This is a genomic window from Shewanella inventionis, from assembly GCF_019931735.1.
GTDB classification, from domain to species: Bacteria; Pseudomonadota; Gammaproteobacteria; order Enterobacterales; family Shewanellaceae; genus Shewanella; species Shewanella inventionis.
On record NZ_CP082926.1, the window covers coordinates 1712888 to 1728620 of the forward strand.

The window sequence follows — 15733 nt, forward strand, 5'->3', positions numbered from 1 at the left end:
AGACAAAACTGCTTCGCCACTTCCTAGTCAAATAGGTGCGGTTCTTTTACATCTAATTCACCGCCGGTGAGTTTATGAACCTTCACACTATCGTGTCGGAGGTTCACTATGTTCAAAAACCTATTTTTTCAAACCAAAGCACTACCAGAGCTTTCATCGCAACTGGATGCAGAAATTCCACGCTACCCGCCATTCCTAAAGGGGTTGCCAGCTGCCTCACCCGAGGATTTGCAGTCCACACAAGACGAGCTAATTGCCAAACTGCGCCAGGTACTTGGCTTTAACCAGCGTGATTTTCAACGTCTGATTCAGCCCTGCATTGACCATCTTGCTGCTTATGTTCATTTGTTGCCAGCTTCTGAGCATCATCATCACAGTGGTGCTGGCGGTTTATTACGTCATTCATTGGAAGTTGCTTTCTGGGCGGCACAAGCAGCTGAAGGGATCATCTTTGTTGCCAGTGGCACTCCAGTTGAGAAAAAAGAGCTAGAGCCAAGGTGGCGTGTTGCGGCGGCTCTTGGCGGTTTGTTCCATGATATTGGTAAGCCTGTTTCAGACTTGTCCATTACAGACGAAGATGGACGCTATCAGTGGAACCCTTTTTTAGAAACATTATCCCAGTGGACCACAAATAGCAGCATTGAGCGCTATTTCATTCGCTGGCGCGACGGACGGTGCAAACGGCACGAGCAATTTTCAATTCTGGTTTTAAACCGGGTGATGACACCAGAGTTGCTCGCCTGGTTAACCCAGCCAGGCCCTGAGATTTTGCAAGCCATGCTGGAGGCAATTGGCAATACCGATCCCGAGCATGTCCTGTCTAAATTGGTTATTGAAGCTGACCAAACCAGTGTCCAGCGAGACCTGAAAGCTCAACGAATTTCCGTTGACGACAATGCCCTTGGTGTCCCAGTTGAACGCTATCTACTTGATGCCATGAGGCGATTACTTGCCAGTTCGCAATGGCTGGTCAATCAGCGAGACGCCAGAGTTTGGATACGAAAATCGGATCAATTAACCAATCTTTACCTGGTTTGGAAAAGCGCGGCTAAGGACATCATTGAGCTGTTGGCCAAAGACAAGATACCGGGCATCCCAAGAGATCCCGATACCCTTGCGGACATCCTTATTGAGCGAGGATTGGCCACTAAATCCGCCTCAAATGAGCGATACGAAAGCCTTGCCCCTGAAGTGCTGATCAAAGACGACAAGCCAATCTGGCTACCCATGCTGCATATATCTGAGGCCGATTTATTGTTCAGCTCGAATGTACCAAGTGGTGTGACACTGTTTAACAAATCTGAGTGGGAAGCAACGCAGCAAACACAAGCAGAACCTCAGAGTCGCTCCAGTGAGCATTCAGACTTGCCTGAAGGGTCATCATCAATCGAACACGGCAATTCGGCTGAGTCGCCATCGACAAACTCGTCCGAACAAGATGATGAACTTCGTCTTGCCAGTGATGTTAATAACCCCCAGGCAAATGAAAATGCTCCAGGTGATGGATGTGAAAAGCCTAACAACTCATATGATGGCGCTATCTCAAATAACGTAAACCAGCACGATGCAGAAGCATTGAATCTGCCTGAATCTTTGGCATGGCTCCCAGAGGCCAGTAGTGCGTTGGTTATGGTTGATGAACAGATACTGATCCGCTATCCCGATGCCGTAAGACATTGGTGTGCTCCCCGAAAACTGCTTGCTGAACTCAGTCGATTAGATTGGCTTGAATTAGATCCCGCAAACCCGACACGAAAGGCCAGAACTGTGACTACGAAAGGTGGCGTTCAGGAGCAAGGGTTGCCGCTGAAAGTATCGATTTCTAAAGGGCTTACTTCACTGATAGACATCTCCAAACAAGACACAGAGCCGGCGGCAGCAATTCAGAACGAAGAGGCTTTACAGCGTCCGAGTCGAACTAAGACAACTAATGCCCAAGCAAAAGAACCCGCCACAAGAACGGAGCGAAAGCAAAAGCCGATTGCGGCCAATGCGCAGTCAAGTACCGACCCTAAACACGCGCAGCGGCAACAGATGGTTAATTTTGTGAAAGATTTGCCCATCTTACTGACCGATGGTGATTACCCAGACGTGGATCATAGTGCCGATGGTATTCGCGTCACGATTCAAACCTTACGCCAAGTCGCCAATGAGCATGGCATTCCAGCCGGGCAGCTGCTTCGGGGGATCTCGGCCAGTGACCAATGCCAGTTTGATGAGGGGGAAACGGTTTTGTTTACCGCTCACGCTAAACGTTAATCCTTTTGAAATTAAGCGATTGCAAACGGTTATTTTGCGGAGCATGAATGAAAGAAAACGCATACGAGATGCCTTGGCGCACGAACTATGAAGCCATGGCAGCAGCAGGCTGGCTGGTTGGGGCCACTGGGGCGATTGCGGCAGAAATGCTGACTGAGCTACCACCTGAGCCATTTTGGTGGATGACAGGGATTTCCTCGGGCATGGCGTTGTATCGCCTGCCTGAGGCTTACCGTCTTTATAAGTTGCAGAAGGGGCTAAAAGGCAAACCATTGGCATTTATGGCGCTGTCGCATTTGCAAAAGGTGATGGCAAAACATCCTGATGAATTGTGGTTAGGGTATGGCTTTGAGTGGGATCAACGTCATGCCCAACGCGCTTATGAAATTCTAAAAAGGGATAAGCAAACCTTGCTTAACCAAGGTCACGGCAAACAAATGGGTTCGACCTGGATTCATGGTGTCGAGCCCAAAGAAGAAGATGTGTACCAGCCAGTTGGTCACACTGAGGGGCATACCTTAATTGTCGGCACGACCGGTGCGGGAAAAACCCGATGCTTTGATGCGATGATCACCCAGGCCATTTTGCGCAATGAAGCCGTGATTATTATTGACCCCAAGGGAGACAAAGAACTTAAGGATAATGCACAGCGAGCCTGTATTGCCGCCGGTAGTCCTGAGCGCTTTGTGTATTTTCATCCGGGTTTTCCAGAGCATTCAGTACGACTTAATCCCCTGAGGAACTTTAACCGGGGTACTGAAATTGCTAGCCGAATTGCGGCCTTAATCCCATCCGAAACCGGTGCTGATCCATTTAAAGCCTTTGGTCAAATGGCACTGAATAACATAGTGCAAGGTCTGTTGCTTACGTCACAACGTCCTGATCTGAAAACACTGAGACGATTCTTGGAAGGTGGTCCAGAAGGCTTGGTAGTAAAAGCCGTCACGGCTTGGGGTGAGCAGGTATATCCGAACTTTAGTGTGGAGATTAAACGCTTTACCGAAAAGGCCAACACCTTGGCTAAACAAGCCATGGCGATGCTGCTTTTTTACTACGAACGCATTCAGCCCGTTGCCGCCAATACTGATTTAGAGGGGCTATTGAGTATGTTTGAGCATGACAGAACCCACTATTCCAAGATGGTGGCCTCACTAATGCCGGTGCTCAATATGCTCACATCAAGTGAACTAGGTCCATTGCTATCACCGATTGCAAACGATGTGGATGACAGCCGGTTAATTACGGATTCTGGCCGTATTATCAACAATGCCCAAGTGGCCTATATTGGATTGGATTCATTGACCGACGCCATGGTTGGCAGCGCCATTGGTTCGTTGCTTTTATCCGATCTCACCGCAGTGGCCGGTGACCGCTATAACTATGGTGTTGAAAATCGTCCCGTAAATATCTTCATCGATGAGGCGGCTGAAGTCGTCAACGATCCCTTCATTCAACTGCTCAACAAAGGCCGTGGCGCAAAAATGCGTTGTGTGATTGCTACTCAGACCTTTGCTGACTTTGCAGCTCGAACAGGCAGTGAAGCTAAGGCTCGCCAGGTGTTAGGTAACATCAACAACTTGATAGCCCTTCGGGTGATGGACGCCGAAACGCAGCAGTATATTACTGACAATCTGCCTAAGACTCGGTTGCAGTACATCATGCAAACTCAAGGTATGTCGTCCAACTCGGACAGCCCCGCGTTGTTTACCGGCAATCATGGCGAACGCTTGATGGAGGAAGAAGGCGATATGTTTCCACCGCAGTTATTAGGCCAGCTCCCCAACCTAGAGTACATCGCCAAGCTTTCAGGTGGCCGCGTGATCAAAGGTCGCATTCCTATTTTAACCAGCTCTACACAGGCAGCATAAGGAGTCTGTATGCATCATTCTATCTGTCTGAAAATGACAACACTTACCAGTAAAGAAATGCTCGCTCAGTGGCAGCAACATAACCTCCAGTTCAAGGAAACCTTAAGACTGCTTGAAACCGACTGGCCTCATGCTTTGGCCTCAGTGCACTGTTTGGCGGACTATTTAACAGATGCGTTCACGTTAGATGGCCATTCCATCTTTGATTTGTGTCTGTGTAATGGCTTGGGCAGTTATGAAGAAGTCAGTTGTGATGATGACAGTGTACGCCTTTGGCATTTTATTGAGACACTGACCTGGACTGCCTCCAGTGCTTTAACGGGGATTCGCCTGCGTGATCCTGACCATTTCGAGTGGGCTGCCGTAGATGGTGTGTATTTCCACACCTGGATTCGTAATCGTCCAAATCGGATGGCGTATTTGGCTGAAGGACGCATCGACGTGCGTTATGTCAGTGGCCATACGACGACAAAGCGGCTTCAACAAGTGATTAAAGCTCGGATTATGACGCCAACCGTTGCTGCCATGCTGGCCCGAGTAGAAGAGGATGTTTGGCATGAGCAAGCATAAGTCGGTTTGGCTACTGTGTCTGGCACTGATGCTAGAGATTATTGCCATTGGTGTGTTAGTGCCCGGTGATTGGACTGGCCGGGTCATTAGTAAAGAGAAGCAGATGCTCCAAAACCAATTGGGCGCACAAACAAGCTATTGGATTGGTCAAACTAGCCATGGCTGGTATCAGTCATGGATTGTGGATACGCAGATGGAGCAATCTGTGCGTGATTTTCTAATCCCCACTGAAGAGCAACGACAGCGTTCTAAAGGGATGGAGAACATGGGAGGCTTTTGGTTTGTGTGGGTAGAAGACCGTATTCAGGCATTTTTTGATGTGTTGTACCAAGTGTTCACTCGATTTGCTTTACTGATGGTCTGGTTGCCCTTTGCGCTTATTCTCATGTTACCGGCGCTGTGGGACGGCTTGATGACCTGGAAGATTAAGAAGACAACCTTTGATTTTTCGAGCCCAATCATTCACCGCTACAGCATGATTATCCTGGGCTCAGGTGTCATTTTGCTGTTTATGGGATTGTTCGCCCCGCTGGCTATTCCACCGGTGGTGTTGCCGTCGCTGATCATCGGTTTGGCATTGATGGCGGGGTTGGCGTTAAGTCACTTGCAGAAGAAGATTTAGTTTACATTTTAGTCTAAGGTTAACAAGTTGGTTGTAGGTTGACAAATTTTAAAATTAGCATATTATTGTCCATGGTATCTAATCCTATTGCTTTACTACCTGAGGTAACAAATTTGAACACACCGATGACACTAAACCCTAATTTTAAAGAAAGTCAGCTGATTGAAGTTGCTCAACTTTTAGCAGATGTTCGAGCAGATGTTGTAGATTTACACAACAGAGATTTGGGTGACACCAATAAATCATTGGGCATAAGGTCCTACGAGTGTTGTTGTACACATTTAGTAAGGAAGTCACTTGAAGTTGATTGGCTTAAGATACTGACCCCGAAAGGGAGGTTTACGTTTAGTATCGCTGACGTTCCAGTTCGTTTCTGGAAAGGTCAGCCTGACAAACTCCCATCAGGGAAACTGATACGTTCCCACGAAGCTATGATGCAAATGGAGTTATTTTCAACACAAGATAGTCCGTCAGAGATCATTTGGTTTTTTGTTCTGAGCACTGATCAAACTAAATGTGTAGATCGCGCCTTTTTCGTTGGTTATAGCGATGTTGGTGAAATTGTAGTCAACTGGGAAGTGCCAATGAATTCTAAGGTTACGTTAATAACAGATACTGATGAGAATGTTTCTCATGGTGTTGAACTTGAATCGGCTGTTTCTAAAATCAAAATTAAGAAAAAGTCGAAAAATGCAGTAAATCATGAATAACGAATTTTTTGGTGAAAAACTAAGACTGGCGAGATTGATGGCCGGAATTACTCAACAAGAACTTGGTGAGTTAGTTGCGGTCAGTCGTCAGTTTATACATCAGCTTGAAGCAGGTGTTAAACCACCTGCTGAAGACCTGCTTTTGGCATTGGCTGAAGTATTAAAAGTGAAAAGTGATTTCTTTTTTAAGAAACCACAAAATGATGTTAAGTATGAGCAATGCCACTTTCGCAAGCGCAAAACAACACCAGTTGGACTTGCAAATCGAGTATTGGCTCTCGGCACCATTTTTGAACTATTAGTTGAGATTATTGAAGATCATCTTGAGTTGCCTGTTGCCAATTTTATTGATTTTGAAGAATCAGACCTGAGTGCGGAGGCTATCGAAAGAGCTGCGGAGCAATGTCGTATTAACTGGGGTTTGGGTTTGGATGCACCAGTTACAAACATGGTAAGAGTACTGGAGAATAATGGCGCTGTAATCACTTGCTTTGATGGTGTTTCAGATAAAGTTGATGCGTTATCAATGAATCGAAAAAGACCCATCATAGTAAGAAATAATGCGAAGGAAAGCTGCTGTAGAATGCGCTTTGATTTGGCGCATGAATGTGGCCATTTGGTTTTGCATCAAGGTGTAGAAACTGGGTGTGCTAAAACAGAGAGAGAAGCTGATGCTTTTGCAAGTGCGTTTCTTTTTCCACGTAAGGCTTTTCTGAAAGAGTTTCCTCAATGTGTGGGACCAGTTCGAATCAGGTGGGAGAAAATCTTTGCATTGAAACTTAGATGGCGTGTCAGTGCGAGAGCAATAATTTATCGAGCTAATTATCTTGGGTTAATTTCGTCGCAACAGTACAGAACCGCCAATGTTTATTTGAATAAATCGGGTCAATCGAAAACAGAAGACTTAGATGATCAAATACCAATGGAACAGCCAGAGCTTTTATCAGCTGCAATAGATCAGCTTAACGAGCATTTGGGTATTTCGATTTTTGATATTGCAAACGATTTAGGTGTTTCAGAGCAGATAGTTGCTCAGTTAACCAGTTACGATTTGACTAAGCAAATCAATAAGTCAAATGTCAGAAATATCAATTTCTAAGACAACCACCTCCCTAAAACAGATGAACTAGCGCTCGGTAGTTCAAAACCTTCAAGAATTCGATATCTACCTGACCACAGCCCTGAGTTATTTCGGGGCATTCTTCACTTCTCAATTCAAACAACGAGGAGTGACTATGGAACCTGTGAGTATTCCGTCCTATATCGATGACCCGCCGCACTTCCTGCTTTGGAGTGCCGATGAGATGGCTCCCATTCTGTTGGGGCTAGTGATCGGCATTTTTACCGGTAATGCCTTGGTTTTATGCCTGTTGGGGTTGGTGACAACCAAGCTATATCGGCGTTTTCGTGATGGTCGCCCAGATGGTTTTATTCTTCACGCCATCTACTGGGCTGGACTGTTGCCAACCAAAGCCAAGACGATCCCTAACCCATTTATCAGGAGCTATCTGCCGTGAAGTTCGACGTTTTTTTAAAATCATGGCAAGGCACGCAATTAGAGAACCGATGGCAACGGTTCCTGATTGCAGTGCTGGTGCTATCTAACTTGCTGCTTGCGGTTGCGGCATTTTCTCGCAATACCGTGGTAGCCATTCAACCACCAACTTTGTCTGAAACGGCTGAAGTGTCACGAAACCAAGCCACTCAACCTTACCTTGAATCCTGGGGACTCTACCTGGCTGAGCTTATGGGCAACGTGACGCCGGGTAATGTTTCTTTCATCCGGGTTGCCATTGAGCCGCTACTTTCTCCAGCGGTGTACCAGCAAGTGGTCGATGCACTGGAGATTCAGGCAAGACAAATCCGCGAAGACCGAGTCACGCTCAAATTCCAACCCAGACAAGTGGAGTATGAGTATGAAACCGGCCATGTCTTTGTGACCGGTTATTCCTTAGTCTCTGGACCATCTGGAGATGAACAGCGCCAAACTCGCACCTATGAGTTTGACATCGATATTGAGCAATACCGTCCAAAGCTCAGTTGGATGGATACGTATGAGGGGCAAGCTAGAACGAAGCGCGTTCGTGAAAAGTTGACCCAAGAGCAAAACCGGAGGGTGAATGATGCGAACCAAAATTAGTCGATGGATGACACCAAGCTTAATCGCAATGAGCTTGAGTGGCGTCCTGTTGTCTCAAGCGTCGTATGCAGACGTGGAATTGCCGATTGTGCCAGCCAGTGTGATGAAGCAGTCCGCTACTGCAAATCCACCGGTTCAAAGCAATACGGTTTCAAGGGATGCGCCAACAATGCTACTGATGACACCGGGGGTTAATGAACTGATCCCTGTAGCACTTGGTCATCTGAATCGGATTGTGACGCCGTTTGAATCGCCTCAGGTGAGAACAACCAGTGATGCTCAGACGCAAATCAAGGGTAATGTTGTATATGTGGCCACGGACAAAGAATCACCGGTTTCACTTTACATCACTCCGCCAGGTCAGGAAGCGCCCGCGTTATCTGTCACCTTAGTACCTCGTCGTATTCCACCGCGTGAAATCACCTTAGCTATTGATGGTCAGCAGTGGCCTATTAAGGGCGTCGTGAACCGAAAAGCAGCCACTTGGGAAACGGCTCAGCCATACGTCGATAGCTTACGTGATTTACTCAGACGCCTTGCACTAAATGAGTTACCACAAGGCTATGACATCCGTTTAGCTGGCCAAACTGACACAAGCCCGAAATGTTTTCAGCCAGGCTTAAAGTTTGGTTTTAAGCAGGGGCAAATTGTGACGGGACATTACTTCACCGTCTATGTAGGACTGGTTGAAAGCTTTGCCGATGAGCCGATAGAAGCCAGTGAAATAGCCTGTCATGCACCAGATATAGTGGCAAGCGCCTACTGGCCTCGCAATATCTTGTTGCCGGGTGAAAAGACTGAGTTGTATGTGGTTGTTCGCAATCATCGTGAAGAAGCGGTGGAAAGTCAGCGACCTTCGCTTCTTGTGGGAGGTGAATAACGATGAAAGCACAATGGGAACAAATGAGCCCGAACATGAAGCGTGGCCTATCGGTTGCTGGTATTGCTGGTGGTCTCATTCTTATGGTGATGGTGTTTTCACCTAATCCTGATGATGGCTCAAGTAGTCGGAACCGACAGGAAACGATCCGGCACATTCTTACGGATACCAATACTCGTGATGTTGGGGTCGATAGTTTGGCTGCGAACGTAAAACTACTCAGTGAGCGCAATGAACAGTTACGTCGTGAAGTTGAGCGTTTGCGTCGTGACGTCGATTCAGGACGGCTAAGCCCAGGCTCGCCTTCCATACCAAGTGAAGTCAATGCGGAGCTGGCCCGCCTTAGAGCGGAACTTGATGATGTTCGCGCAGGAGGTGATGCAGCAGTTGAAGGCACAAATAGCCGTTTTGAAGTGCCTTTATCTGCCATGGAATTACCCAAAGACGAAAAGCCTCTGCCGTCTAACCCAGACGACTATTTTGCCAATGCGCCGCTGCCTGATCCGCTCTATCAGCAGCCAGCCAATGGCCAAGGTACACGAGCACGAGATGTTCCATTGCCGCCAATCACGATTCGTATGATTGAGCCTGAAGTGGTTGCTGAACCAGAGGTTGTTGTGCAAGAAGCGCCGCCTTTGTATCTACCGGCGGGCAGCATTATCTCGGGTACTTTGATCACAGGTTTGGATGCTCCTACTCACGAGTCCGCAAGACGCGAGCCTTTTCCTGCATTGCTGAGGATTCAAAAGGAAGCCATCTTACCCAACCGATTTAGAGCGGATATCAAAGAGTGTTTCTTGATCGCCGCAGGTTACGGTGATTTGAGCTCTGAGCGTGCTTATTTGCGAGGCGAGACCATTTCATGTGTGAGAGAAGATGGTGGCGTCATTGAAACGCGACTGGATTCTTATGCCGTGGGAGAAGACGGCAAAGCCGGTATTCGAGGCCGATTAGTGTCGAAGCAAGGCCAGCTGGTGGCCAAGTCAATGATGGCCGGATTCCTTCAGGGCTTGGCTGGCGCATTTGATGTAAATCCTGTTCCGACGATTCAGACGGGTAATGCCGGTGATACTCAGCTGTACCAGCAAGTCATGAGCCAAGAAGCATTACAAGGCGCTGCGATTAAAGGCACCGGTAAAGCATTGGATCGAGTGGCCAAGTTCTATTTGGACATGGCTGAAAATATGTTCCCAGTCATTGAGGTAGACGCTGCAAGGAAAATTGAAGTCATAGTCACTCGTGGTGCCTCGTTGTCGTTGGCCACTTCGCAAGGGGGAGGTGCAAGAAGATGAAAAAATCCTGCATGTTGCTAACCGATCGAAGTCCGTTTCAGACAATAAGATGTGTATCCAGAGGAGAGTTAACCATGACGACATCAATGCAGAACAACTCAAAGCACCAGCCAAAACAGTGGTCTAAAGCTGGATTAATTTTATTGGCAGTCGGCTCAACCTTATTGTCTGGCTGTAGTTCATTGGGTATTGGGAGTAGTGAATATGGATGCCCAGGTATGCCTGACGGTGTGCGCTGTTTATCCGCTCGTGAAGTCTATGAGCTTACCAGTAATGGCGCTGCACCCAAGACGATTGATGCTGTGGCGACTCGAATTGGTTCTCCCTCTGGGTATTCACAATCTGATTTAGAAACAGGACTGTTGAGCCATCCAGCATTACCTGAGACGCAGCAATCTGCACCTATTCGCATTCCTTCAAGGGTGATGCGAATTTGGATTGCGCCTTGGGAGGATGACCGTGGAGATCTGAATTTATCCAGCTACGTGTTTACCGAAATTGAACCGCGCCGGTGGGATATTGGGGTGTCAGCACCTCGAACTGTTTCGCCAGTGCTACGTCCACTTCAGACTCAAAGCGATTCAGCCTCAGCGGGAGCTGATGGTAAGCGCGATAACTTGAGTATCTACGGAGAAACTAACGAATGACAAATGCAGTTCGCAGCATTCAAACTCAGCGCCTAATGACCATTGGTGCGTTTGGTTTGATGGCGTTAATGATTTCGGAGCCCTCATTTGCGGGCACCGGTGGTGATGCTTTCACCGATGTGTGGGATACCCTAAAAGACTGGACCCAAGGTACTTTGGGACGGATCGTAGCGGGAGCCATGGTTCTGGTGGGTATTGTGGGCGGTATCGCTCGCCAAAGCTTGATGGCTTTTGCCTTGGGCATTGGTGGCGGTATGGGTCTCTACAATACGCCAACAGTCGTTGAAAGTGTTATGTCTGCAACTTTACCTGTCGTTGCCAGCACTCAAGAAGTCATTGGCACAACAGTTCCAGCAATCAGCGCCGTCTTACTGGGCACCTTATAACAATAAAAAACGCCCAAGCGGCCAGATTTCTGACGGCTTGGGCGTCATCCCACCCCGTCCCCGATTACCATGACGGCGTTTCAGTTAATAGGTTTCCCATTCACTTAGCTTGATTACAAGCAGCGGCCATGAATACCGAAAAGAATGCTAGCGCCGCCACTGCAAAAGGCAGTTAGCGGGGCTTTTCTTGAGGGAGCACATTCAAACAGGCTACTAGCCTGATATTTTGAGATTTAGGCGCTCGTTTCTTTTGAGTTAGAGTTACACACTACCAAACAGCTGGATGAATATCAGGAATGATGGCGCTTCATTTGTTGTGTTCATGAGGTTAAAAATAATACGCTTGACCTTCCCATCATGGTAAGCCCTAGACTGTTTAATATCTGAACCAACAATGAGAAATACATCATGAGCATTCATAAAAACCAGCTCTCCAGCAATGCTGAAGCCCGGGTTAGCTTACCTATTGAGGGTATGACCTGTGCAAGTTGTGTAGGACGAGTTGAAGCAGCTTTAAACAAAGTTGAAGGCGTCGTAAACGCAAGTGTCAATCTTGCGACTGAGCTGGCGGATATTCATCTTAAAGCTCCTGTTGATCGACTGAAGTTAATCGAAGCAATTGAAAAGGTAGGATATGAAGTTCCTGTAACATCCGTTGAACTTTCAGTGCAAGGTATGACATGTGCTTCGTGTGTTGGCCGTGTTGAAAAGGCACTCTTAGCGGTTGATGGTGTAAAGGCGGCAACGGTTAACCTTGCAACTGAGAGGGCAACTATTCGCGGAGTGGCTGGCATAGACGATCTCATATCTGCTATTCAAAAAGTTGGCTATGAAGCCCGTGTCATCGATACCCAAAATCAGGTCAGTAATGAGTCTGAAGTAAGAAAGGACGCAGAGAAGGCTTTATTAAAGAAAGATTTAGTTATTGCAACAGCACTGGCTCTGCCGGTATTTGTTCTCGAAATGGGATCTCACATGATTCCAAGAATGCAACACTGGGTGATGAATACCATTGGGATCCAGGAAAGCTGGTACGTCCAGTTTGTATTGACATTGTTAGTCTTAGTGGTTCCAGGTCGTCGATTCTACATGAAAGGCATTCCTGCTCTTACGCGGCTTGCTCCTGACATGAATTCACTGGTCTCTGTCGGGACTATTGCTGCTTTTGGTTATTCTGTGGTTGCTACGTTTGTACCATACCTTTTGCCTGAGGGTACCGTTAATGTGTACTACGAAGCTGCTGCAGTGATTGTCGCTCTCATTCTTTTGGGACGATTTATGGAGGCGAGAGCTAAGGGGAGAACGTCTGAGGCTATCAAACGCTTAGTAGGCTTGCAGGCTAAGGAGGCGCACGTGCTCCGTAATGGCGTAATGAATGATATTCCTGTCAAAGACGTTGTGCTTGGAGACATTATCGAAGTTCGCCCGGGAGAAAGGATTCCGGTCGATGGAGAGGTAAGTGAAGGTACCAGTTTTATAGATGAATCGATGATAACTGGTGAGCCTATACCAGTGGAAAAAATCGTTGGCAGTGGAGTTGTCGGAGGGACTGTGAACCAGAAAGGAGCACTGAGGTTGCGTGCTACTGCGGTTGGTGGTCAGACAATGCTGTCACAAATCATACGGATGGTAGAACAGGCCCAGGGGTCAAAGTTACCTATACAAGCTGTTGTGGACAGAGTGACATTGTGGTTTGTTCCAGCTGTGATGTTGGCAGCACTTTTTACATTCCTGATTTGGTTAGTATTTGGTCCATCACCAGCCCTGTCTTTCGCATTGGTTAATGCTGTGGCAGTGCTAATCATTGCATGTCCATGTGCAATGGGACTCGCGACACCGACATCTATCATGGTTGGTACAGGTCGTGGTGCAGAAATGGGAATTTTATTCCGCAAGGGAGAAGCCCTACAGTTACTCAAAGATGCCAAAGTTGTTGCTGTAGACAAAACCGGAACTCTGACTGAAGGTCGTCCAGTCATGACAGATCTGGAACTAGCTCAGGGTTTTGAACGTAATGAGGTATTAGCAAAAGTTGCCGCAGTTGAATCACGTTCTGAGCACCCTATTGCTCGCGCTATTGTTGAGTCGGCAGAAGGAGACGGCATTTTACTGCCAGAGCTTACTGAGTTTGATTCAATCACTGGTATGGGAGTACGAGCGACTGTTGAAGGGAGCCTTGTAGAAGTAGGCGCTGATCGATTTATGCGTGAGTTAGCATTGGAGGTAACGTATTTTTCCCGGATTTCTGAACGCCTCGGGAATGAGGGGAAATCACCTCTCTATGTTGCTATAGATGGTCGGTTGGCTGCAATTATTGCTGTAGCTGACCCTATTAAATCAAGTACTCCAGTAGCTATAAAGGCATTACATCAGCTTGGTCTCAAGGTCGCCATGATTACCGGTGACAATGCGAATACAGCTCAGGCTATTGCTAAACAATTAGATATTGATGAAGTGGTTGCGGAAGTGTTACCTGAAGGCAAAGTTGAAGCGGTGCGTCGACTGCAAGAAAATTACGGTAAAGTTGCTTTTGTCGGCGATGGGATAAACGATGCCCCGGCACTTGCAGTTGCAGATATTGGACTTGCAATTGGTACAGGAACAGATATAGCCGTGGAGTCAGCTGATGTTGTCTTAATGTCAGGAAACTTGCAGGGAGTTCCTAATGCTATTGGATTGTCTAAGGCAACAATCGGTAACATCAGACAAAATCTCTTTTGGGCATTTGCTTACAATGCAGCATTGATTCCAGTGGCTGCAGGACTGCTATACCCAGCTTATGGAATACTGCTCTCTCCAATTTTTGCAGCAGGGGCGATGGCGCTATCAAGCGTGTTCGTTCTGGGAAACTCATTGCGTCTGCGTCGGTTCCAGCCTCCTTTGGTTGAGGACGCTGAGCATTAACGCTGAGCATTAACAAGGTGGGCTTATGAATATCGGAGAAGCATCGCGTAAATCAGGAATATCCACCAAGATGATTCGTTATTACGAGCAAATTGGATTAATCCCTGCCTCCGAGCGTACGGAGTCAGGTTATCGTAAGTATGCTCTCAATGATGTTCATAGATTGGTTTTTATTCGTAGTGCCCGAGATCTCGGGTTCTCTCTGGAAGATATAGAAGGCTTGCTTACGTTATGGAATGACAAATCTCGCCAGAGCATTGATGTTAAACGCCTGGCTCAGGAGAACATTGCTGACTTAGAACGACGTATGGAAAGTATACGTCAAATGACTGAGAAACTACGAGTTTTAATCCGGAGTTGTGCTGGGGATGAGCGGTCAGAATGTCCTATTCTTAGGACATTAACCAATGCTTCGGGCAAAGCCCGCACCGTAAACCGAGGAGGAGCGGTACAGCGCCGCTCTGGAGATAAGCTGAGCGGCAAAATGTAGTACTTTAAATTGGCCCATAATGGTGTAAGACTACGCAGTTTTAACACCATCACATTTTTTTCATTTTAAACAAGCGCGTGGCATCACTAATGCCCCCCTAAATGGTTGGTTGGTGCGGTTAAGGAAAGATCGCTATCACTTTCATCAGCTGTCAATTTTTGGACTATGCAACATTTATCTATGCTGCGGTCAGCGCTACAAAAAGCATTCAGCTCCTTACGTTGCTCTTCTAACGCTACTAATTCTTTGATTCGATGCTGAATGTGAATTAGGTGGGCGTTGATGATTGCATCTATCGGGCCACATTCTTTACCCTGATTATTGATTGCTAACAGCAAAGCGCGAATTTCCTCATGGGTCATATCGAGAGAACGGCAGCGGCGGATGAATAGTAGTTTTTCAAGACGGGTTTTGTCGTAGTGACGATAATTATTTCCTATGTCTCGTAAAGGTGCCTGCAGTGGACCTTCTTTCTAGTAGTAACGAATCGTTTCTACCGGACAGCCTGCTTTACGCGCCAACTCACCAATTTTCATATATCCCTCGTTTGAACTTGACTCTGTAGTTAGATTAGGGTCTTCAGTAGTCAGTATAGTAAACATATTGGGCAAGTGGTCCCGCAAAAAAGTAAAACTCTAGTAGGAAGGAAGCTGCTAGTTGTATTTAAAAATTAAGCTTGGTTGTGGGAGGCAAGATTCAGAAATCAGGCGAATTGAACAAGGCGAATGGTCATTTGTATGTTCATAATGATTGCAACCATTCGCATGTTGAAAAAGACCTAAATCATGATAAGCCTACTTACAAAGGTTGTGGCCATGACCATGACCAGAAATCGCATGATCAAGATGATCATGGCCTTAGTGGAGACTGTTGCGCGGCTGCGCCTACAAAGATTAAATAATCTGGGGGGGGCGAACTGAAATCCGCATTATGCAAATGGATTGTCCTGTAGAGGAAAAACTGAT

General features: G+C 47.0%; 14 protein-coding genes and 1 pseudogene. 14 read left to right on the top strand and 1 reads right to left on the bottom strand.

From position 1 onward, the window contains the following. Positions 1-108 precede the first annotated feature (108 nt). The 14 genes from mobH (at position 109) to cueR (ending at position 14768) form a co-directional block, all read left to right on the top strand. Positions 109-2259 carry a MobH family relaxase gene (gene mobH, locus K8B83_RS07765; protein ID WP_223419509.1) on the top strand — a complete coding sequence of 717 codons (2151 nt, stop codon included), beginning with the start codon at positions 109-111 and terminating at the stop codon, positions 2257-2259. A 47-nt stretch (positions 2260-2306) separates the two neighbouring features. Then, positions 2307-4127: a conjugative transfer system coupling protein TraD gene (gene traD / locus K8B83_RS07770; protein WP_113603069.1), complete on the top strand. Its 1821-nt coding sequence runs from the start codon at positions 2307-2309 to the stop codon at positions 4125-4127. 9 nt (positions 4128-4136) lie between these two features. Beyond that, the gene (locus tag K8B83_RS07775; RefSeq protein WP_031500450.1) at positions 4137-4697 is read left to right on the top strand and encodes a hypothetical protein; all 561 of its coding nucleotides are present in this window, start codon (positions 4137-4139) and stop codon (positions 4695-4697) included. Then, positions 4684-5319, top strand: a complete 636-nt coding sequence (locus K8B83_RS07780) for a DUF4400 domain-containing protein (RefSeq protein WP_000033757.1) — start codon at positions 4684-4686, stop codon at positions 5317-5319. Before K8B83_RS07775 ends, K8B83_RS07780 begins: the two co-directional genes overlap by 14 nt. Before the next feature lie 71 nt (positions 5320-5390). Then, positions 5391-6029, top strand: coding sequence for a hypothetical protein (locus K8B83_RS07785; RefSeq protein WP_087741059.1), 639 nt, complete (start codon positions 5391-5393; stop codon positions 6027-6029). Further along, positions 6022-7128 (top strand): helix-turn-helix domain-containing protein, encoded by a 1107-nt coding sequence (locus K8B83_RS07790; protein ID WP_031500457.1) that lies wholly within the window; start codon positions 6022-6024, stop codon positions 7126-7128. Before K8B83_RS07785 ends, K8B83_RS07790 begins: the two co-directional genes overlap by 8 nt. A gap of 136 nt (positions 7129-7264) precedes the next feature. Continuing rightward, a complete protein-coding gene (gene traL, locus K8B83_RS07795) occupies positions 7265-7546 on the top strand; it encodes a type IV conjugative transfer system protein TraL (RefSeq protein ID WP_000433891.1) in 282 nt (93 codons plus the stop codon). Continuing rightward, positions 7543-8169, top strand: coding sequence for a TraE/TraK family type IV conjugative transfer system protein (locus tag K8B83_RS07800; protein ID WP_000667170.1), 627 nt, complete (start codon positions 7543-7545; stop codon positions 8167-8169). Before traL ends, K8B83_RS07800 begins: the two co-directional genes overlap by 4 nt. Further along, on the top strand, positions 8153-9049 hold the full coding sequence (locus tag K8B83_RS07805) for a TraK domain-containing protein (protein WP_223420020.1): 897 nt from the start codon (positions 8153-8155) through the stop codon (positions 9047-9049). Before K8B83_RS07800 ends, K8B83_RS07805 begins: the two co-directional genes overlap by 17 nt. Before the next feature lie 2 nt (positions 9050-9051). After that, the gene (locus K8B83_RS07810; protein WP_023266687.1) at positions 9052-10341 is read left to right on the top strand and encodes a TraB/VirB10 family protein; all 1290 of its coding nucleotides are present in this window, start codon (positions 9052-9054) and stop codon (positions 10339-10341) included. A gap of 74 nt (positions 10342-10415) precedes the next feature. Further along, positions 10416-10988, top strand: coding sequence for a type IV conjugative transfer system lipoprotein TraV (gene traV, locus K8B83_RS07815; protein WP_223419511.1), 573 nt, complete (start codon positions 10416-10418; stop codon positions 10986-10988). Further along, positions 10985-11374: a TraA family conjugative transfer protein gene (gene traA, locus K8B83_RS07820; protein WP_223419513.1), complete on the top strand. Its 390-nt coding sequence runs from the start codon at positions 10985-10987 to the stop codon at positions 11372-11374. The genes traV and traA overlap by 4 nt, the downstream gene beginning before the upstream one ends. A gap of 408 nt (positions 11375-11782) precedes the next feature. Continuing rightward, complete coding sequence (locus K8B83_RS07825) at positions 11783-14278, top strand: heavy metal translocating P-type ATPase (protein WP_011788479.1); 2496 nt, start codon at positions 11783-11785, stop codon at positions 14276-14278. Positions 14279-14303: 25 nt separating this feature from the next. Then, positions 14304-14768, top strand: a complete 465-nt coding sequence (gene cueR, locus K8B83_RS07830) for a Cu(I)-responsive transcriptional regulator (protein WP_011788480.1) — start codon at positions 14304-14306, stop codon at positions 14766-14768. 86 nt (positions 14769-14854) lie between these two features. On the opposite strand, the pseudogene K8B83_RS07835 reads toward cueR, so the two are convergent. Further along, positions 14855-15370, bottom strand: a pseudogene (locus K8B83_RS07835) (Cd(II)/Pb(II)-responsive transcriptional regulator). Positions 15371-15733 lie beyond the last annotated feature (363 nt).

Excerpts from the sequence above, each read along its gene's own strand:
- K8B83_RS07785 (WP_087741059.1), top strand. The coding sequence starts at position 5,391 with ATGGTATCTAATCCTATTGCTTTACTACCTGAGGTAACAAATTTGAAC.
- traD (WP_113603069.1), top strand. The coding sequence starts at position 2,307 with ATGAAAGAAAACGCATACGAGATGCCTTGGCGCACGAACTATGAAGCC.
- K8B83_RS07825 (WP_011788479.1), top strand. The coding sequence starts at position 11,783 with ATGAGCATTCATAAAAACCAGCTCTCCAGCAATGCTGAAGCCCGGGTT.
- traL (WP_000433891.1), top strand. The coding sequence starts at position 7,265 with ATGGAACCTGTGAGTATTCCGTCCTATATCGATGACCCGCCGCACTTC.
- K8B83_RS07810 (WP_023266687.1), top strand. The coding sequence starts at position 9,052 with ATGAAAGCACAATGGGAACAAATGAGCCCGAACATGAAGCGTGGCCTA.
- cueR (WP_011788480.1), top strand. The coding sequence starts at position 14,304 with ATGAATATCGGAGAAGCATCGCGTAAATCAGGAATATCCACCAAGATG.
- K8B83_RS07780 (WP_000033757.1), top strand. The coding sequence starts at position 4,684 with ATGAGCAAGCATAAGTCGGTTTGGCTACTGTGTCTGGCACTGATGCTA.
- traA (WP_223419513.1), top strand. The coding sequence starts at position 10,985 with ATGACAAATGCAGTTCGCAGCATTCAAACTCAGCGCCTAATGACCATT.
- K8B83_RS07775 (WP_031500450.1), top strand. The coding sequence starts at position 4,137 with ATGCATCATTCTATCTGTCTGAAAATGACAACACTTACCAGTAAAGAA.
- mobH (WP_223419509.1), top strand. The coding sequence starts at position 109 with ATGTTCAAAAACCTATTTTTTCAAACCAAAGCACTACCAGAGCTTTCA.
- K8B83_RS07790 (WP_031500457.1), top strand. The coding sequence starts at position 6,022 with ATGAATAACGAATTTTTTGGTGAAAAACTAAGACTGGCGAGATTGATG.
- traV (WP_223419511.1), top strand. The coding sequence starts at position 10,416 with ATGACGACATCAATGCAGAACAACTCAAAGCACCAGCCAAAACAGTGG.
- K8B83_RS07805 (WP_223420020.1), top strand. The coding sequence starts at position 8,153 with ATGCGAACCAAAATTAGTCGATGGATGACACCAAGCTTAATCGCAATG.